The organism is Enterobacter adelaidei (assembly GCF_041937165.1).
GTDB classification, from domain to species: Bacteria; Pseudomonadota; Gammaproteobacteria; order Enterobacterales; family Enterobacteriaceae; genus Enterobacter; species Enterobacter adelaidei.
In genome coordinates, this window is the sequence record NZ_CP154353.1 from 3386762 (window position 1) to 3406901 (window position 20140).

The window sequence follows — 20140 nt, forward strand, 5'->3', positions numbered from 1 at the left end:
TATGCCGATAAATGATAAGACCCCACGCCCGCAGGAATTCGCCGCGGTCGATCTTGGCTCTAACAGTTTCCACATGGTCATCGCCCGTGAGGTGGATGGCGCGCTGCAGATCATCGGTCGTCTGAAGCAGCGTGTACACCTGGCGGACGGTCTTGATGAACGCAGCATGCTTAGCGAAGAGGCAATTGAGCGCGGCCTGAACTGCCTGTCGCTGTTTGCCGAACGTCTGCAGGGCTTCTCGCCTTCCAGCGTCTGCATCGTGGGCACCCACACCCTGCGCCAGGCGCTGAACGCGCCTGAATTTCTCAAGCGGGCTGAAAAAGTGATCCCCTACCCGATTGAGATCATCTCCGGTAACGAGGAAGCGCGTCTGATTTTCATGGGGGTTGAGCACACCCAGCCGGAAAAAGGGCGCAAGCTGGTGATCGACATTGGCGGCGGTTCAACTGAGCTGGTGATCGGCGAAGACTTTGAGCCGCGTCTGGTGGAAAGTCGTCGTATGGGCTGCGTCAGCTTCGCGCAGATGTATTTCCCGGGTGGCACCATCACCCGTGAAAACTTCCAGCGGGCGCGTATGGCCGCCATCCAGAAACTGGAAAACCTCGCCTGGCAGTACCGTATTCAGGGCTGGAATGTGGCGCTGGGCGCATCGGGTACCATCAAAGCGGCCCATGAAGTGCTGCTGGCGATGGGCGAGAAAGACGGGTTTATCACGCCTGAACGCCTGATATTGCTGACTGAAGAAGTGCTAAAGCATAAAAGTTTTGACGCCTTGAGCCTGCCGGGTCTTTCCGACGAGCGTAAAGCGGTGTTTGTGCCGGGTCTGGCTATCCTCTGCGGTGTGTTTGATGCGCTGGCCATCAAGGAGCTGCGTCTTTCTGACGGCGCCCTGCGTGAAGGTGTGCTGTATGAGATGGAAGGCCGTTTCCGCCATCAGGATATTCGCAGCCGCACTGCACAAAGCCTGGCAAACCAGTACAACATCGATCGTGAGCAGGCAAAGCGCGTGCTGGAAACGACCGTTCAGATGTACGACCAATGGCAGGAACAAAATCCTAAGCTGGCGCATCCGCAGCTTGCCGCCCTGCTGAAATGGGCAGCAATGCTGCATGAAGTGGGACTGAACATTAACCATAGCGGGATGCATCGCCACTCAGCGTACATTCTGCAAAACAGCGATTTACCAGGCTTCAACCAGGAGCAGCAGACCATGATGGCCACGCTGGTGCGTTATCACCGCAAAGCCATCAAGCTCGACGATCTGCCCCGCTTCACGCTGTTCAAGAAAAAGCAGTTCCTGCCGCTTATTCAGCTGCTGCGCCTTGGCGTGCTGCTCAATAATCAGCGTCAGGCCACCACCACGCCGCCCACGCTGAAGCTGAAAACCGACGACCACCACTGGACGCTGAGCTTCCCGCACGACTGGTTTAGCCAGAACGCACTGGTCCTGCTGGACCTGGAAAAAGAGCAGCAGTACTGGGAAGCGGTCACCGGCTGGCTACTCAAAATCGAAGAAGAGAGTGCCGACGTCGCCGCGTAACGGCTCAGGCGTCCGCACAGGACGCCTCTGCCTCCAGCAGTGATTCCAGTGCGACCGGTCTGCCAATCAGGTATCCCTGCACATAATCAATACCTAGCGCGTGAACCGCGCTACGTATCTCTTCAGTTTCGACATATTCTGCCACCACCAGCATTTTCTTCATTCGCGCCAGATGGCAGATTGACGCCACTATCTGATAATCCAGACTGTTGTTAACGATGTTCTGCACAAAACTGCCGTCGATTTTGAGAATATCAGCGTCCACGCTTTTCAGCCGGGCATAGCTCGCATAGCCGGTACCAAAATCATCAATGGCAATGCGTACCCCCATCTTCTGCAACTGACCGAGGATCTGTTGTGCCTGCTCAGCACTGCCGAACGTGCTGCACTCCGTCACCTCAAAGATCAGTTGCCACGGTTCGATGGCGTATTTCGTCAGCAAACGACTTACCTCAAGCGGGAACTGCACTCTGCAAACGGTTGAAGGGGCCAGATTAATGGCAAACCGCTGGCCGGGCAGCCTTTCGCGATGTGTTGCCAGAAAGCGTAACGTGTGGTCCAGTACCCATAAATCCACCCGCGACGACAACCCAAACTCCTGTGCAACAGGCAGGAATTGGTCGGGGGAGATTAATACTCCATTTGCATCCTGCATTCGCAGCAAGACTTCGTGGTAGCGATCGCCACGCTGGCCGCAAACAGGCTGAACGAAAAGCGTAAATGCGTTGTTATCGAGAGCCCTTTGCAGACTGCTCATCATTGCGACTTTATCCTTCAGGCTACGCTGCAAATGGACAGCACCACGCTGCTGAAGATTTTCAGGATGGTTGGAGGAGAGCGACAAGTCCGCAACCATACCCAGCTCACCCAGGACCAGATAGAGATGGTTCACTGGTGACCGCACATAACAGTAGCTCACACCCACCTGAGGCTGCAGCGGCATGCCATCCCAGACAAAGCGGAACTGTTTGATATGCTCATCCAGGGTTTCAATCCGCTGCTGGTGGGATTCCGCGTTGAGTCGAATCGCCAGATCGCACCCGGTCAGGTGGTAGACCTTCTCATTAGGCTGGAGTGTGTCATTAATCCATTGCGCCAGCTGCTGTTTGTACAAAATGCGCAGCAACACGCCGTAATTTCGCCCCAAAATTTCAAGCTCAGGAATACGCAGTAAACAAAGCGCCGACCACGGGTTTTTAGCCAGATCGTGTAATAACGAGCGCAGATTAGGCATATGTACGACAGGGTCGAGTAGCGCCAGTCTGCGGGAGCGTTGATTCACGGTTCGCTGGTGAGTCGCCAGCATCGACATGTAAATCACCACGAACGAGAAGACCAGATAGCTGGAAGAGGTGATCGCCAGTTGAATGTCATAACCCTGATGCAACGGGATATAGCGGTAAAAATAGTGAATGGACACCAGCAAGACTGGCGTCCAGATCAGCGACACCAGCTTATAGCCAAAGCGCATCGCGGCCCAGAGCATCACCGGCATCAATAACGACAGGGTGTAGTTGGTAGAAAAAATTGAGCTGTTTTCATTCATGGGGAGCAACAGCAGCGAAAGCAGTCCGCCGAGGGCAAACACCCAAATCAAAAACTCAGTGACCGTCACCTTTTTCTCTATCTGCATACGGATCTGTGAGATGAGGCTTTTGATGTAACGCGGATGGCGAATCAGGCGGATCAGCAGATAGCTCAGAGGTACCCCCGTCAGCCCGCTGACCAGCAGTGTCTGATAATTAATGAGCGTACGAATATTCAGGGGGGATAATCCCGCAAGGCTCTGGCGACTCTCGTACACACCCAGATAAACCGCAAACTGAAACAGCACCAGAAATAGCGTCGCGGGGCAGAAAACCTGCCAGAAAATTCGCTGCGCCATCAGCCGTGTGTCCCCGTACGCCGTCATATTGCGTCCAGGAGCAAATACCCGGTATCCCCCCCAACTGAGCACTATCGGGACGATAAAATGGAGCATAGTGGCGACGGTTTCAAACATCCCACCCGACGGGTAATAGCGAATAAACAGCGACAACGCGATCCCGGGAAGCGCTTCCAGGCCAAAGAACATCATCAGCGAGAGCAAAAATGAGAGGGGTAAATAATAGAGCGCGACAATACCTTCGCCCAGTTGCGTGAACGTATTCGCGACGCTCAGCAGGGGAAGTAAAACCACAGGTAAAATAAGCGGCAATGCCCACCAGCGGTCTTCATTGTTTTTCAGGAAAGCAATAATGTTCATAGATGCCCGGTTAAACCCCTTTCTCTCCAGAGGGAAAATAAAGACAGGCATCCGACCTGACGTGCGCGCCGCCCGGCAATGTTTAGGGCGAACAGTGTGGAGGGAGGATTTTAAATATCAGGACAGGGAATCCGTTGACTTAAATCAAACTACTTTATGCAACTAATCTTTTTCACCCACTTTTTTGCAAATATTTTCTTCATATTATCAATATGGTAAATGCATTAATTAATTTCCATAACATTAATTAATGTAACCATTGACGGTTATTTACACATTGCAGAATTGACCCCCTCTTCCCGCTGTGCCTTAATATCCTTATCGCCCAGAAGGGCATGTCCAGGAAAAACACAGTGAGTCAGGCCACGCGTATGCGCAAACGACATCGATTTAACACCCGAATGACCCGCATCATACTGTTAATCAGCTTCCTGTTTTTCTTTGGCCGCTTCGTTTACTCTTCGATTGGCGCCTGGTATCACCATCAGGATAAAACCCAGTCACAGCAATCCAGCCTGACCGTCGACACCGCTGACCGCTAGGCCGCCGGAGGGTTTTGCACTCTTTGAATAATGCCTGCAATCCCTTTGCTGAGGATCTTATCCTGCAGCCCGGCAAACTGTATCGCACTGTATCCACAGCGCCACGCTGACAAACGGGTACAAAACGCCGCCTCCGGCAAATATCTCTGATACATAAAAATGGTTTTCTTTCCCTGTCGTCATTCAGAACCGATGAGGAGAGACACCGATGATTCGTCGATACACACTTTTCCCCCTACTCGCCCTGGCATCCGTCGCATATGTCCAGGCCGCCCCTCTGGACAACCTCAGCGCCACTGACGTTAACGGTCCCGCCGCCGTTGCGCCGCTGGAACACCCACAACAGCCCGCAAAACTGATAGTTGATCCGCCCCTTGCTGGTCCGCTGAGCAAAGGAGCGGTGTTTATTCAGTATCGGGCCGAAAACCTGCGCATTGAACCGGTATTTGGACCCGACGCGCTGAAAGTCACTCCGCGTATCGGCCATATTCATGTTGTGGTGGATGACGCCCCCTGGCACTGGGCGGACACCAGCGGTGAACCGGTGATCCTGGTGGGACTGCCCGCCGGTAAACACAAGGTGACGATTATTCTGGCCGACCCAACGCATAAGCCTCTTGACCATAAAACTCTTGAATTCACCGTGCCAGCGCATGCGCCGGTCCACCATTTCTGAGGAGTCTGAAGATGAAAGCATTATCGTTACTGACAGCGGGTTTGCTGGCGATTTCGGCCAGTGCTTTGGCGGAGAGTAAAACCAGCGTGGTGCTGGTGCATGGCGCGTTTGCCGACGGCAGCAGCTGGAATAAGGTGATTACTCTTTTGCAAAAACAACACACCGAGGTTATAGCCATCCAGTTGCCGCTTACATCGCTTAAAACTGACGTAGCGGCCACGCAGCGAGCCATCGCCCGCGCACACGGGGATGTGGTGCTGGTGGGCCACTCCTGGGGAGGCACCGTGATTAGCGAAGCAGGCAACGATGCGCGGGTTAAATCGCTGGTGTATGTGGCGGCGTTCGCGCCGGATTCCGGCCAGTCGACGGCGGATCTGGCAGGAAGCTATCCTGCCCCGCCGGGCAGCGCGGGCATTGCTAAAACGGCGGACGGCTATTTATACCTGCCGACAGAAGCCGTCAGGAAAGATTTCGCGCCGGACGTGAAGCCTGAGGAACAAACCGCAATCGCGGCCACGCAGGGGCCAATTAAGGCCGAGGCGTTTGGTGAAAAGGTTGCCCACGCGGCGTGGCATGACAAACCGAGCTGGTATGTGGTCAGCAAGAATGACCGAATGATCAACCCCGCTCTTGAGCGCGCGATGGCGAAGACGATCCACGCGAAAACCGCCGAGGTGACGGCAAGCCACGTGTCGATGGTGAGCCAGCCGGAGGCTATCGCCTGGACGATTGAGCAGGCAAGGCGGATGCACTGAGAAAAATTCGCCCGGCGGCGCTACGCTTGCACGGGCCTACGATTTCGTAGGTCGGGTAAGCGCAGCGCCACCCGACAAGAAAGACCGTCTCAGTCCCCCCTCTCTGCGGGATAATCGCGATTAATCCACGCGTGGTCCTCTTCCCAGGTGAACATCCATTTGCGCACCGGCCCGGCCATCACGTTGAGGTAGTAGCTGTCATACCCGGCCATTGTCGCCACCGGGTGATAGCCCTTCGGCACCATGACCACATCCCGGTTGTAGACCGCCATACACTCATCCAGCGTTCTGTTGTCGGTGTAAACACGCTGCATGCAGAACCCCTGTTCCGGGTTGAGGCGATGGTAATAGGTCTCCTCCAGATAGGTCTCCTGCGGCGGGTTGTCCGTGTCGTGCTTATGGCTCGGGTACGAGCTGGTACAGCCTTCGTTGGTCCAGACCTCCACCACCAGCAGGCTGTCGGCGGGTTTGTTTTCCGGCAGGATGTTATGCACGTAGCGCTGGTTGTGGCCCTTACCACGCGCTTCGCCGTCAATATCCTGCGGGGCTATCAGCCGCGTCGGGTACGTCCCTTTGCCGGGCGCGGCGCAGACCGCCAGCTCGACTTTCGTTAGCGCCTTCACCTGCACCGTCTCCTGTGAGGTGACGTACACCGCCCAGGGTTTGATGCGCTCGAACGGGCTCATCCGCTCGCCGATGTCAGTAAACTGTGCGGAAGGCGTGCTGATGGAAGCGCGCCCGGCCACCAATACCAGGCAGCGCTCTTCGCTGACGGCGGGCAGCGTCAGCGTCTGCCCCTCCTGCAGCTCATACGCCTCAAAGCCGACATACCCCCAACCGGCGCTTTCCGGCGTGACGGACTGAGTCCGTCCCTCAACGTTCGGCTGTTGCCAGCGTGATAACAGACGTGACATGGCACCTCCTCAGATAAGCCCGGCGTCGCGCGCCAGGCGGCTCAGGTTGTTATACCCCAGACGGGCGTAGGTCAGCGGATGGGCAATCGCCGGGTCCTGCTCGGCCTCCACCACCAGCCAGCCGTGATAGTCCTGCGCTTTCAGCAGTCGCATGATCGGCGGGTAATCCACGCAGCCATCGCCCGGCACGGTAAACACGCCGCTCAGCACCGCATCGAGGAAACTGGTTTTGCGGTTTTTGACGTCCGCCAGCACGTCGGCACGCACGTCTTTGCAGTGAACGTGGTTGATGCGCGACGCCCAGCGCTGCGCCACCGCCAGCGGATCGGCCCCGGCAAAGGTCAGGTGGCCGGTATCCAGCAGTAACCCCACCGCATCGCCAGTGTGGATCATCAGGTTGTCCACGTCTTCAGCGGACTCAATCACCGTGCCCATATGATGATGGTAGGCAATCTGCACTCCCTGCTGCTGCGTATAGCGGGCAAATTCGGTGAGCTTCTCGCCATACTCTTTCCAGCGCTCCTGCGGGAAACGCGGGCGCAGATGCACCGGGGTCTGCTGCTCGCCGTGAATGCAGCCGCTCACTTCCGCAAAAACCAGCACCTTCGCCCCCAGCTCGCGCAGCAGCGTCAGATGCGACTGCACGGCGGCAATCTCGTCCTCGACGCTGCGCTCCAGCAGGCGGCCGGAGTACCAGCCGGAGACCAGCTGCAGGTCGTGACGCTGCAGGATGGGGCCGAGCAGGCGCGCTTCACGTGGGAATTTATTGCCCAGTTCGAACCCCGCGAATCCGGCCTCTTTCCCTTCGCTCAGGCAGGTCTCCAGAGATGTCTCTGCGCCCAGTGAAGGCAGATCGTCGTTCGTCCACGTCAGCGGGTTGATGCCCAGTTGTACACTCATTGTCGTCTCCATTATGCGTGTCCGCGCTCGCGCCACCAGGCGATAAGCTGCAGGTAGTTGTCCCGAATGCGCGCCACCAGCTGCGCATCGTCAATATCGTGTTTCAGCCATGCGCGGGAGGCATCGCCAAACAGCGTGCGTCCCACGGCGAAGCCTTTCACCAGCGCCTGCCCCGCAGCGGCTTTGAAGTCGGCACGCAGCTGTTCTGCCGGAGCATCCAGACCCAGGATCACCACGCCGCGACAGTGCGGGTCCCGGCGCGCGATAATCTCGCTCAGCGCCGTCCAGCCTTCGGCGGAGAGCGGCGGCAGTTTCCACCAGTCGGGGTAAATACCGAGGTTGTAGAAACGGGAGATGGCGCGCAGGTAGAGCTCGTCGCTGCGCGGCATGCTGGCGGGCAATATCACCTCCAGCAGCAGTTCATGTCCGGACTGACAGCAGGCGTGGTAAACCTCAGCGATTTTCTGCTCCTGCTCCAGACGCAGGCCGTGGGCGTCTTCCGGATGGAAAAAGACCAGGCACTTCACCACGTGCTCCTGCGGCCAGCTGATAAGCTGGGTACCAATGTTGCCGTGCTCCATCTCCAGCGGACGCGAGCCCGGCAGCTCAATAGGACGACCGATCCACCACCCTTCCCCGGTAATGGCGTTCAGCGCATCCTGACCAAACGTGCCATCGCACAGCAGACCGGCTTTCCCCTCCAGTCCGGCAGAGCTTGCCGCCTCGCGGCTGGCCTGCAGGATCAGTTGCTTCAGGGCCGGAATACGTTTGAGCGACGCGCCGCACTGCAGCGCCATATCCTCAAGCTGGCTGCGGTGATCGAACGCCATCACGCACAGCTCCGGCCATTCGCAACGGCGGGTAGTGACCCGGTGGAGATGGTTAAGACGCGGATCGAGATCCGGGCGCGGCACCATTGCGGCGCGCGAGAGATAATCATCCAGCTCGATTTTGCTCGGCATCGCCGGCGCACAGCCGTGCCGCGAGACCACCAGCGCCCCACAGGCGTTGGCGTAGCGGCACGCCTGCTCCCAGCCCTCGTCGTTCAGATAACCGCGCAGCAGGCCGGACATAAACGCATCCCCCGCGCCGAGGACGTTCAGCACCTCCACGCGCACGCCGGTCACCGTCAGGCCGTCGTCCAGCCGAGGGGGAATGGCATCGGTATACACCGAGCATCCCAGCGCGCCGCGCTTGCACACCAGTGTCGCCTTGCTGACGTGGCGCACCTGCGCCAGCGCCTGCAAAGTATCGGTGCTGCCCCCGGCAATATGTAACTCCTCTTCGGTGCCGACAATGACGTCAAAGAGGTGCAGCACTTCCTGCAGCTCGCGGGTGACCTGATCGGCGGCGATAAAGCGCGTTTCGCCGTCGCCTAAGGAAGTTAGCCCCCACAGCACCGGACGGTAGTCGATGTCCAGCACCGTGCGCACGCCGTGACGGCGGGCGTAATTCAGCGCCGTCAGCACCGCCTCGCGGGTCTGCGGATGAGAAAGATGAGTCCCGGTGATGGCAAGACACCGTGCGGAGGCAATGTAGCTTTCGTCCACATCGCTGGCGGCAATCGCCATATCCGCGCAGTTATCGCGATAAAAAATCAGAGGAAAGGTGTCCCGGTCTTTAATGCCGAGCAGCACCAGCGCCGTGAGGCGGTCTTTATCGGTGATCAGATGGCTGGTATCACAGCCCACCTGGTTTAACTCTTCCCGCAGGAAGCGTCCCATATGCTCATCGCCGACACGCGCCAGCATTGACGAGCGTAGGCCCTGACGCGCGGTGCCGTACGCCACGTTGCCGGACGAGCCGCCGAGATATTTGGCGAAGCTCGACACATCCTCCAGACGGGCACCAATCTGCTGGCTGTAGAGGTCTACCGCCACGCGGCCCATGCATATCACATCAAACTGCTTTTCCACGTTGAACCCTCTTCAGACAATGTCATTCACGTTCAGCCAGCGGCCCTGCTGGTGTGAGAGTGCGATGGCGTCCAGCACGCGCGAGACCTTCCAGCCCTCTTCGAAGTCCGGCCACATCGGTGCGTCGGCGGCGATGCCGTCTACCAGGTCACGCACTTCCACCGTTTTTTGATCGTTAAAGCCGATACCATGACCTGCGCCCATACAGAACGCGCCGTAGTCCGGGTGTGCCGGGCCGACCAGCAGCGTGCGGAACCCCTGACGGTTCACCGGATCGTCATGCAGATAAAGCTTCAGCTCCGCCATCCGCTCCTGGGTGAAGCTGATGGCACCTTTCGTCCCGGTGATCACATACGAAAGCCCCATCTTGCGGCCGCAGGCGACGCGGGAAGTTTCAATGACGCCCTGCGCCCCGCCCGCGAAGCGCACCATCGCGTGGGCCTGATCTTCATTTTCCACGGCGACCATTTCCGACGATCCGGCCTTCGCCGGACGTGCCGGGACCACAATTTTCAGGTCGCCGCAAACCTGCTCAATCTCCCCCACCAGGTACTGGGCCATATTGACGATATGCGCCGCCAGGTCACCCAGTGCGCCCAGTCCGGCGGTTTCTTTAAAACAGTGCCAGTGAATGGGGGAAAGCGGGTCGGCCATATAGTCTTCGTTGTGGGTGCCGTAGAAGTGGATCACCTCTCCAATTTCGCCGCGCGCAATAATCTCTTTCGCCAGCTGCGCCGTCGGGTTTTTCATGTAGTTGAACCCCACCAGCGTTTTCACCCCTGCCCGCTTCGCGGCGTCGACCATCTCGCGCGCGTCGTGGGCATTCAGCGCCAGCGGCTTCTCCGAGTAAACATGCTTGCCGTGACGGATCGCCTCCAGCGCCATCTCTTTATGCAGATGGTTGGGGGAGCAAATATCCACCACATCAATGGCCGGGTCGGCCACCAGCGCCCGCCAGTCACCGGTTGAGCGATTGAAGCCAAACGCCTGCGCGCGCTCTGCCGCCAGCGTCGGGTTCACCTCCGCCACCATCTCACGCACCAGTTTGCCGCGCAGGTTGAACACCGTCGGGGCCTGGGCATAGGCAATGGCATGCGCCTTGCCGATATACCCGGTGCCAATCAATCCAATACGAACCTCTTTCATCGTGATCCTCACAGTGCGCCGCGACGGCTCTTGGCATAGGTGTCGAATGCCACCGCCAGAACGATAATTAACCCGGTGATAATTTGCTGGTAGTAGGCCGAGACGTTCATCAGTACCAGGCCGTTAATCAGAATCCCCATGATGATGGAGCCGATAATGGTGCCGCCGATGCGCCCGTAGCCGCCCATCAGAGAGGTACCGCCAATGACCACCGAGGCAATAACGCGCAGCTCGAAGGAGATCCCGGCGACCGCCTCGGCGCTCCCCAGACGCGCGCTCAGAATGAAGCCCGCCAGCCCCGCCAGACAGCCAATCAGCACATAGACGCTAACCAGCACGCGCTTGACGTTCACCCCTGCCAGGCGCGCCGCCTCCGGGTTGCCACCGATGGCGTAGACAAAGCGGCCCCAGCGGGTTTTATGCAGCGCCAGATAACCGCCGACGGCGACGATGGCGAAGATCCAGATCGGAATGGAGATGCCGAGCAGCTCCCCGCGCCCCCACCAGCGGTAGCCCTGATCGAAACCGGCTATCGGGGCGCCGTCGTTAATCACCAGCGTCAGGCCGCGCCAGATGGTCATCCCGCCAAGGGTAACGATGAACGGCGGCAGGCGCAGGCGGGTCACGCCCAGACCGTGCAGGAAGCCAATCGCCGTGCCCATCGCCAGGCAGATCCCCAGCCCAATCAGCCAGCTCATGCCGCCCCAGGCGTTCGGGTCGACGGTGGTGAAGTTGTCGCCTTTGATCACGTACGCCGCGGTCATGGCGCACACCGCCAGAATAGAGCCCACCGAGAGGTCGATCCCGGCGGTGAGAATGACGAAAGTCATCCCCACGGCCATGATCCCGTAGATGGAGACTTCGGTCAGGATGTTGAAAATATTGCGTTCAGAGAAAAAGTTGCTGTTCTGCGACTGGAAGAAGATCAGCAGCAGGATCATGAAAATCAGCACCCCGAAGCGCTCGAAGAAGGCGATGGGATCGATGCGTCCGGCGCGTTTGACCGGGGCCTGCGTTTTAGAAATCATCTGCGTCATGAGAAACTCCGTTATGCCGCGTTCAGGGCGTTGTGGTTGATGGCCATCATCGTCATCAGCCGTTCTTCGTTAGCGTCGTCACCGTGGATCTCGCCAGTCACTCGGCCTTCACTGAGCGTGATGATCCGGTCAGACACCGCCATCACTTCAGGCAGATCGGAGGAGATCACAATCACCGCCACGCCCTTTTTCGCCATATCAAACAGCACCTGGTGCACTTCCGATTTGGTTCCGACGTCGATGCCACGCGTCGGCTCATCGACAATCAGCACCCGCGGGTTGAGCGCCATGCAGCGCGCGAGGATCACTTTCTGCTGGTTGCCGCCAGAGAGCTTGCGCACCTCCTGCGCGCTGTTGACCATTTTGATCTGCAGAGCCTGGCGGTAGGACTCAATCAGGTCGTCCTCTTTGCGGGTATTCACGAACCAGCGCCACTGCAGCAACGAGGAGAGGCAGGAGAGCGACAGGTTGTCGCGAATCGACAGCCCCAGCACCGCCCCCTCTTTCTTACGGTCTTCCGGTACCAGTGCCACCCCCTGATCGAGGGCATAAAGCGGGTCGCGCGGCTGGTACGGCACGCCGTCCAGCTCAAAGCTGCCTGAAGTAAAGGCGTCAGCGCCAAACAGGCAGCGCGCCACCTCGGTACGGCCAGCTCCCACCAGCCCGGCAATCCCTAAGACTTCCCCGGCGTGGACGTGGAAACTGATGTCATGCAGAGCGATACCGTGCGGATCCAGCGGTGGTTTTTCCCGGCTTAACCCCTTCACCGACAAACGGACAGGTTTGTCTTGATGATGGGTTTCGCTGGCAGGGCGGCGGTTAAAGGCCACGTCACGCCCTACCATCAGGCGGATCAACTGCTCTACGTTGGTCTCCGCTACCGCGCCGGTGCCGGTGAAACGGCCATCCTGGAAAACGGTGAAACGATCGCAAAGCTGGAAAACTTCATGCAGGCGGTGAGTGACATAAATAATGCTCACGCCACGGTTTTTAAGCTCCCGCACCACGCGGTGCAGGCTTTCCACCTCACTGTCACTCAGCGCGGCGGAGGGTTCATCCATGATGATCAGCCTGGCATTGAGGGTCAGCGCCCGGGCAATCTCCACCATCTGCTGCTGGGCCACGCTCAGACGGGCGACGGGCGTGGTCGGTGCGACGTTCAGTTGCAGATAATCGAGAATCACCTGCGCTTCCTGATTGACCGCTTTTTCGTCGACGATCAGGTTACGTTTGCGCGGTTCGCGTCCGAGAAACATGTTTTCCGCGACGGTCATGTTGGGCAGCAGGTTGAATTCCTGATAGATGGTGATAATGCCCTTGTTCTGCCGTTCTACCGGGGAGTCGTCCACCGGCAGCGTTTCACCGTTGAACCAGATCTCCCCGCGCGTCTGCGGCTGTGCGCCCGCGAGTGCCTTCAACAGCGTGGATTTCCCGGCGCCGTTTTCGCCCAGCAAAGCGTGAATTTCACCCGTGCCGACGGTGAGCTGGGCGCTGCTCAGCGCCCATACGCCGGAAAAGCTTTTTGCCAGGTCGGTTACTTTCAGTAAGGGTTGCGACATCAGCCTGCTCCTTATTTATGGGGAGCCGCCCGTACGGCGGCTCCGGACAAATCAGTTACCGGCCTCAGCAATACGCTCAGCCTGCTGCAGGTTCTCTTTGGTGATCAGCGTCGGCGGATAGTCCGCTCCGGTGATGGCTTTTTTCTCACGTACGTTAGCCACCAGCTGGCTCATCGCCGTGGTCACCGCAAAGCCCGGGCGCTGATCCGCCGTGACCGCCAGCCAGCCGTCGCGCACGCGGGCCAGCGCTTCCGGTACCGCATCAAAGCCGGTCACCAGAATTTCGCCCGGCTTCACACCCTGGCTCTGCAGCGCTTCAATCGCCCCCAGCGCCATATCGTCGTTGGCGGAGAGGATCACCTGCGGACGTTTCGGCAGCGACGGCAGAACGCTTTCGACAATGCGCATCCCTTCAGAACGCATCCAGTTGCCGGTCTGATCGGCGACGATCTTGTACTTATCCCCACCCGCCTTCAGGCTGTCGCGGATCCCTTTGGTGCGTTCAATGTTGGAGGAGGAGCCCGGCTGGCCGGTCAACAGAATGATGTCTGCGCCGTTGGGGAATTTAGTTTTGACGAAGTCGCCAATCGCCTGGCCGCCCTTGTAGTTATTGGCGCCAAAGTGCGGCACTTTTTTCTGGCTATCGACGGAGCGATCAAGCGTCACAACCGGCAGCTTCGCATCCTGAATTTCATCTACCGCACTGGAGACCGCGTTCACATCGTTCGGGGAGACGATAAAGCCCTGCGCACCACGGGTGATGGCGTTTTCCAGGTCAGCCACCTGCTTCGGTGAGCTGCCCTGACCGTCCAGTACCTGAAGTTTCACGCCCATCTCTTTTGCGGCTTTCACCGCCGTGCGCTGCATGTGAACTTCAAACGGCATGGCCAGGTTTGGCGTACTGAAAACAAGTTGCTCGTTTTCGGCGAGGGCGGCCCCGGATGTCATGGCGATGAGGGCGGCTAAGATCAGTTTTTTCATTATTATGTCTCTCTGTGTAGGGTTGTTGTGTTTAGAGGACGATCTCGCGCTGGCAGCGCAGTGATTCCAGCGCTTTATCCGCGAGGTACAGCGCACGTTCACCATCATCGCCGCTGCAGTCAGGTACCGCTTCGCCGCGCAGAACCGCAACAAAGTGTTCCCATTCCGCGGCGTAAGCGGATTTGTAGCGTTGCAGGAAGAAGTGTTCCGGCAGCGCGCTGGTGCAACCCTGTTTGCCGTAGTGCTGCACCTGGTTTTCAAGGATATTGCCCGCGCACAGCAGCCCTTCGGAGCCGTGCAGCTCCAGGCGCTGGTCGTAGCCGTATGAAGAGCGGCGACTGTTGACGATGGTCGCCATCGCGCCGGAGGCGTACTTCAGAACGATAAACGCGGTGTCGATATCTCCCGCTTCGCCAATCGCCGGATCCACCAGATTGCTGCCCTGGGCGTACACCGACACCGGCTCTTCACCCATGATGAAGCGCGCCATGTCAAAGTCGTGAATGGTCATATCGCGGAACATGCCGCCGGAAACACGCACGTACTCCGCAGGCGGTGGAGACGGATCGCGGGAGATGATCAGCAGCGATTCCGGTTTGCCGATACGCCCGGCCTGAGCGTCGGTTTTCACGCGACGGAACTGCGGGTCAAAGCGGCGGTTAAAACCGATAAACAGCGGTACGTCATACTCCTTGACCACCTTCAGGCAGTCGCGTACGCGGGCAAGATCAAGGTGTACCGGTTTTTCACAGAAGATGGCTTTGCCGTGACGGGCGGCCATTTCAATCAGATCCGCGTGGGTGTCGGTCGCGGAGGCGATCAGTACGGCATGAACGTTCGGGTCGGTCATCGCCTCATCCAGGCTCTGCTGACGCGCCTGATATTGCGTGGCGAGACGCGTGGCGAATTCCTGATTCAGGTCAACCACGGACCAGAGCGTGGTCGCACTGTGGCTGGCGATGTTAGCTGCATGTACCTGGCCAATTCGGCCAGCGCCCAGTAAAGCAATGTTAAACATAACGGCTCCCGGTGTTGGTGAATGCTGTGAACTAACGACACTATAAATAAAACATTTATTTCATTTTTATAAATAGTGAAAATTATGTTTTTGAGTGTGGGTTAACACTTTTGAGATGTATGAGATAAATTTTGTTATCAATCTCACAACATGGCGGAAGGTATGCCCCTCCATTACAAAGGGGCGAGGGAGTGAAAACCGCACCGTACCGTCCCCTCTCCCGTTGGGAGAGGGTCAGGGTGAGGGGAAAAAGAAAAATGAAATGAAAATTTCGTTATGGCAGGAAATCTCAATACTGACGGGCTTTTTTCACCTGAGCCTGCGTTTGCTCGGCGGCCTGGCGCACCGCTGGCGACTCAGCCACCTGCGCATCGCCGGTTCGCCACCATGACGCGTAATCATGGGTCATCGTTTTCGGCAGCACTTTGATGTCGAGGAGCGTCGGCCCCGGGTGGGCGCGCGAGGCTTCCAGCGCCGTCAACAGGTTTTGCTCGTCATGAACTCGCCATGCTCGACAGCCGTAGCTTTCCGCGTTTTGCGCAAAATCGACCTTCACCAGTGGCCCGTCAAGCCGACCCGTTTTCGGGTTGCGGTAGCGGTTTTCCGTGCCAAAGCTGCCCATTCCGTGCCCCATCTGCAGGTTGTTAATGCAGCCGAAGCTCGCGTTATCAAACAGCAGAATGGTGACCTTTATGCCCTCCTGCACGGCGGTTTGCAGCTCTGAATGCAGCATCATGTACGAACCATCGCCTACCATGGCGTACACCGGCTGCTGAGGTTTTGCCAGCTTCGCGCCGATGGCCGCTGCGACCTCGTACCCCATACAGGAGTAACCGTACTCCAGGTGGTAACTGTCCGGCGTTTTGATCTGCCAGAGGCGCTGTAAGTCTCCCGGCAGAGAACCGGCCGCGCCCACCACGATGGCGTTATCTTCAACATGCTGGTTGATCAGCCCAAGCACCCGAGTCTGGGTCAGGCGGGTGTTGAGCGTTTCACCGTATTCCATGAGCTGCGCATCAAGGTGCCCTGCCACTTCAGGCGCGTCGTCCGGACGCCACTGGCGATCCCACAGGCGACGGCACTCGTCGCGCCAGGCGGATTTCGCCTCAGCGATCGCCTCTCCCCAGCCGCTGCGGTAATCTTTCAGCGCGTGGGTCAATGCCGTCAGCCCGGTTTGGGCATCGGCAATCAGCGCGGTGGCATCCAGCTTCAGGGCGTCAAACTCGGCCACGTTCAGCAGCAGGAACTCGACGTCCGAATGGGAAAAGAGCGCCTTGGAACCGGTGGTAAAATCAGTAAGACGCGTGCCGATGCCAATCACTAAGTCGGCCTGCGGCGCAAGCTGGTTGGCGGCCATTCCGCCTGTCACGCCCACCCCGCCCAGGTTAAGCGGGTGATCGCTTACCAGCGCCCCCTTTCCGGCCTGGGTTTCGGCAAACGGCAGTTGCAGCGTTTCAACAAATTCCCGTAACGCCTCATACGCACCGGAGTAACGCACGCCGCCGCCGCATACCACCAGCGGACGGCGCTTGCGGGCAATCAATGCCTGAGCCTGCGCCAGCCGCTGCGGGTCAGGCGGACGGCGTTCAATATGATGCACCCGACGCGCAAAGAAACTCAGGGGGTAATCCCAGGCTTCCCCCTGCACATCCTGAGGTAAGCAAATGGTCACTGCCCCTGTATTTGCGGGGTCAGTAAGCGTTCGCATCGCGCTTAACATCGCGCTCATGAGCTGTTCAGGACGGTTGATGCGGTCCCAGTAGCGGGAGACCGGGCGGAAGCAGTCGTTGGTACTGATGCTGAGATCGTGATACTGCTCGATCTGCTGCAACACGGGGTCAGGCTGGCGACTGGCGTAGATATCGCCCGGCAGCAGTAACAGCGGGATGCGGTTCGCCGTGGCCGTCGCGGCCGCCGTCACCATATTGGCAGCACCAGGCCCAACGGATGAGGTGACGGCAAAAATACGCTGGCGGCGATGCTGTTTGGCGAACCCCGTCGCCATATGGGCAATCCCCTGCTCGTTACAGCCCTGCATCACCTGCAGATGGCCGGGATCCTGCTCCAGCGCCTGGCCGATACCGAGCACGTTACCGTGCCCAAAGATCGTTGCCACCCCCTCCACGAAGGGCGTTTCGTTACCATCAACGCTAACGTATTGTTGATTAAGGAACCGGACCAGCGCCTGGGCCATGGTCATACGTTTGGTTTGCATAAAACCCCCTGTCAGCCCAGCGTCGGCATGGAGAACGCAGCGCCTGTCTCCTGCTGCATTTCCGGCCAGCGCGCGGTGATGGTTTTCATTCGGGTGTAGAAACGCACGCCATCGTTCCCGTGAACGTTGAGCGCACCAAAGATGGAACGCTTCCAGCCGCCGAAACTGTGGAATGCCATTGGCACCGGGATCGGCACGTTGACCCCCACCATGCCCGCCTGCACCTCTTCGCAGAAGCGGCGCGCGCAGCCACCGTCGCGGGTGAAAATCGCCGAGCCATTACCATATTCGTGGCGGTTAATCAGATCCACCGCGCTGGCGTAATCTGCTACGCGCACCACAGAAAGCACCGGGCCGAAAATCTCTTCTTTATAGATGGTCATCTCCGGGGTGACGTTATCGAACAGCGTCGGCCCAACGAAATAGCCCTGCTCGTGACCTTTCACGCTGAAGCGACGACCGTCCACGCGCAGGTTCGCCCCCTGCGCTTCGCCACTGTCGATGTAGCCCAGCACCTTACTGCGGTGCGCGGCGGAGATCAGCGGCCCCATCTCGTTTTCTGGCGTCTGGTCCAGACCCGGTCCGACGCGCAGTGCGGCGATCTGTTTTTCCAGCCGGGCGCAGAGTTCATCGGCGGTTTTATCGCCCACGGCCAGCACCACGGAGAGCGCCATACAGCGCTCCCCCGCCGCCCCAAAAGCCGCGCCCATGATGGCGTTCGTCGCCATATCCATGTCGGCATCCGGCATTAAAATGCAGTGGTTTTTCGCGCCGCCCAGCGCCTGACAGCGTTTCCCGTGGGCGGAGGCGGTCTGGTAAATGTATTCGGCAATCGGCGTTGAGCCAACAAAGCTCACCGCCTGCACGCGCGGGTCGGTCAGGAGCAAATCAACAGACTCTTTATCGCCCTGCACCACGTTGAACACGCCGTCCGGCAGGCCAGCCTCTTTCAGCAGCTGCGCCAGCGCGAGCGCCAGAGAGGGGTCTTTTTCCGACGGTTTCAGCACGAAGGTGTTGCCTGTCGCCAGCGCAATCGGGAACATCCACATCGGTACCATCGCCGGGAAGTTAAACGGCGTGATCCCGGCGCAGACGCCGAGCGGCTGCATCAGCGAGTGGCTGTCGACGCCAGTGCCGACGTTCGCAGAGTGTTCGCCCTTTTGCAGATGCGGGATGCCGCAGGCGAATTCCACCACTTCCAGACCACGGGTCAGTTCACCTACTGCGTCAGAGAAAACCTTGCCGTGCTCTTCGCTGATGATACGGGCCAGGCGATCCATATTCTCTTCCAGCAACGCTTTGAAGCGGAACATCACGCGCGCACGTTTAAGCGGAGCAAAACGCGCCCACGCGGGAAACGCCTGCTGCGCGGCGGCAATCGCCTGCTCCGTTTCCTGTGCCGTGCTCATCACCACCTGGCGGATTTGTTCACCAGTGGCCGGGTTGAAGATCGCCTGAACGCGCTGGCCTGAACCGGTGACACATTCGCCGTGAATAAAATTCGCTACCGTCTCCATCCTTAACCTCTCGCTGTTGATACGTGACTGTTACCTGACGTTGTGTACTGAACACTATATATGAAACAAATATTCCATTTTAAGTTGAAATAAAATAAATGATGATTATTGTGATCAAGGATGGATTTTTATGTTAACAGCCAACATCACTGACTCAGCCTGAGCTATTAAGGGATTTCGGGCGAGGAAATGACTGAAGCTTCTGTTTCATTTTTGCTGCCAGATGGATGGCCGACATTTAAAAGACGCGGTTTTGCGTTTAGAATCATATGACTGTATTTGGGGGATAACATGACGACAGCAACCAGCCTGAACGAACTGCAGCAGCAAATCCGCGATCGCTACGATAGCCTGAGCAAGAGGCTGCAGCAGGTTTCCCGCTATGTGCTTGATAACACCAACAGCGTGGCCTTTGATACGGTTGCTGTCATTGCCGAGCGCGCCGACGTACCACCGTCGACGCTCATCCGCTTCGCCAACGCCTTTGACTTCACCGGTTTCAACGAGATGAAACAGCTGTTTCGCATGAACCTGGTGGAGGAGACCGCCAGCTACAGCGACCGCGCCCGGCTGTTCCGCGAAATGGAGAGCGAGGCCGTACCGGAAACACCGCTCGATATCCTGCAGGAATTCGCCCGCTCGAATGCGCAGGCGTTACAGCAGCTGGCCGCTCGCGCCGAACCAGAAATGCTGGAGCGCGCAGTGCAGTTGTTGGCCGATGCCGACACCATCTACATCGCCGGTTTACGCCGTTCCTTCAGCGTTGCGGCCTATCTGACCTACGCCCTGAGCCACCTGGAGTGCCGCCCTATTCTGCTCGACGGGATGGGTGGCATGCTGCGCGAGCAGATCAGCCGCATTAAGGCGTGCGACATCGTGGTGTCGATCAGCTTCTCGCCGTACGCGGAAGAGACGGTGATGGTCAGCGAAACCGCCGCCAGCGTTGGCGCGCGGCAGATTGTGATTACGGATAGCCAGATCAGCCCGCTGGCGACGTTCAGCGATCTCTGTTTTGTGGTGAAAGAGGCGCAGGTGGATGCGTTCCGCTCCCAGTCAGCAACGCTGTGCCTGGTGCAGTCGCTGGTGGTGGCGCTGGCGTACAGGTTGGGAAGTGGGGACAAATAGTCTGCATTGCCCTTTTGCCGGCCGGGAACGGCACAGCCGTCACCCGGCATTTTG

At 58.5% G+C, this 20140-nt stretch carries 16 protein-coding genes; 5 read left to right on the plus strand and 11 right to left on the minus strand.

Annotated features, from left to right (window positions below):
• The first annotated feature begins 1 nt into the window (after nt 1).
• Nucleotides 2–1540, plus strand: coding sequence for an exopolyphosphatase (gene ppx / locus AAHF05_RS16500; protein WP_129324019.1), 1539 nt, complete (start codon nt 2–4; stop codon nt 1538–1540).
• Between the two features lie 4 nt (nt 1541–1544).
• Here ppx and AAHF05_RS16505 read toward each other — a convergent pair whose 3' ends face one another.
• A complete protein-coding gene (locus AAHF05_RS16505; RefSeq protein ID WP_108090881.1) occupies nt 1545–3785 on the minus strand; it encodes an EAL domain-containing protein in 2241 nt (746 codons plus the stop codon).
• Between the two features lie 353 nt (nt 3786–4138).
• Here AAHF05_RS16505 and AAHF05_RS16510 point away from each other — a divergent pair, with 353 nt between their 5' ends.
• The 3 genes from AAHF05_RS16510 to AAHF05_RS16520 all read left to right on the plus strand — a co-directional run bounded on the left by AAHF05_RS16510 (nt 4139) and on the right by AAHF05_RS16520 (nt 5758).
• The gene (locus AAHF05_RS16510) at nt 4139–4327 is read left to right on the plus strand and encodes a YfgG family protein (protein WP_028016118.1); all 189 of its coding nucleotides are present in this window, start codon (nt 4139–4141) and stop codon (nt 4325–4327) included.
• A 208-nt stretch (nt 4328–4535) separates the two neighbouring features.
• Complete coding sequence (locus AAHF05_RS16515; RefSeq protein WP_129324018.1) at nt 4536–5003, plus strand: DUF6130 family protein; 468 nt, start codon at nt 4536–4538, stop codon at nt 5001–5003.
• Nucleotides 5004–5014: 11 nt separating this feature from the next.
• A complete protein-coding gene (locus tag AAHF05_RS16520; protein ID WP_129324017.1) occupies nt 5015–5758 on the plus strand; it encodes an alpha/beta fold hydrolase in 744 nt (247 codons plus the stop codon).
• Between the two features lie 89 nt (nt 5759–5847).
• Here AAHF05_RS16520 and iolB read toward each other — a convergent pair whose 3' ends face one another.
• From iolB to AAHF05_RS16570, 10 genes are all read right to left on the minus strand, one after another.
• Nucleotides 5848–6672 carry a 5-deoxy-glucuronate isomerase gene (gene iolB, locus AAHF05_RS16525; protein WP_129324016.1) on the minus strand — a complete coding sequence of 275 codons (825 nt, stop codon included), beginning with the start codon at nt 6670–6672 and terminating at the stop codon, nt 5848–5850.
• A 9-nt stretch (nt 6673–6681) separates the two neighbouring features.
• Nucleotides 6682–7572, minus strand: a complete 891-nt coding sequence (gene iolE / locus AAHF05_RS16530; protein WP_129324015.1) for a myo-inosose-2 dehydratase — start codon at nt 7570–7572, stop codon at nt 6682–6684.
• Nucleotides 7573–7583: 11 nt separating this feature from the next.
• Complete coding sequence (iolC, locus tag AAHF05_RS16535) at nt 7584–9488, minus strand: 5-dehydro-2-deoxygluconokinase (RefSeq protein WP_129324014.1); 1905 nt, start codon at nt 9486–9488, stop codon at nt 7584–7586.
• Between the two features lie 12 nt (nt 9489–9500).
• Nucleotides 9501–10634, minus strand: a complete 1134-nt coding sequence (locus AAHF05_RS16540; RefSeq protein WP_028016113.1) for a Gfo/Idh/MocA family protein — start codon at nt 10632–10634, stop codon at nt 9501–9503.
• Between the two features lie 8 nt (nt 10635–10642).
• Nucleotides 10643–11671 carry an ABC transporter permease gene (locus AAHF05_RS16545; protein WP_013098254.1) on the minus strand — a complete coding sequence of 343 codons (1029 nt, stop codon included), beginning with the start codon at nt 11669–11671 and terminating at the stop codon, nt 10643–10645.
• Between the two features lie 11 nt (nt 11672–11682).
• Entirely contained in the window at nt 11683–13230 is a 1548-nt protein-coding gene (locus AAHF05_RS16550; RefSeq protein ID WP_129324013.1) for a sugar ABC transporter ATP-binding protein, read from the minus strand.
• 51 nt (nt 13231–13281) lie between these two features.
• Nucleotides 13282–14211, minus strand: coding sequence for a sugar ABC transporter substrate-binding protein (locus AAHF05_RS16555; RefSeq protein ID WP_028016111.1), 930 nt, complete (start codon nt 14209–14211; stop codon nt 13282–13284).
• A gap of 31 nt (nt 14212–14242) precedes the next feature.
• A complete protein-coding gene (iolG, locus tag AAHF05_RS16560) occupies nt 14243–15229 on the minus strand; it encodes an inositol 2-dehydrogenase (RefSeq protein ID WP_129324012.1) in 987 nt (328 codons plus the stop codon).
• Between the two features lie 289 nt (nt 15230–15518).
• Nucleotides 15519–17444, minus strand: coding sequence for a 3D-(3,5/4)-trihydroxycyclohexane-1,2-dione acylhydrolase (decyclizing) (gene iolD, locus AAHF05_RS16565; RefSeq protein ID WP_129324011.1), 1926 nt, complete (start codon nt 17442–17444; stop codon nt 15519–15521).
• An 11-nt stretch (nt 17445–17455) separates the two neighbouring features.
• The gene (locus tag AAHF05_RS16570) at nt 17456–18961 is read right to left on the minus strand and encodes a CoA-acylating methylmalonate-semialdehyde dehydrogenase (protein ID WP_332616457.1); all 1506 of its coding nucleotides are present in this window, start codon (nt 18959–18961) and stop codon (nt 17456–17458) included.
• Between the two features lie 291 nt (nt 18962–19252).
• Between AAHF05_RS16570 and AAHF05_RS16575 the strand changes: the two genes are divergently transcribed.
• Complete coding sequence (locus AAHF05_RS16575) at nt 19253–20086, plus strand: MurR/RpiR family transcriptional regulator (RefSeq protein ID WP_129324009.1); 834 nt, start codon at nt 19253–19255, stop codon at nt 20084–20086.
• Nucleotides 20087–20140: the final 54 nt, after the last annotated feature.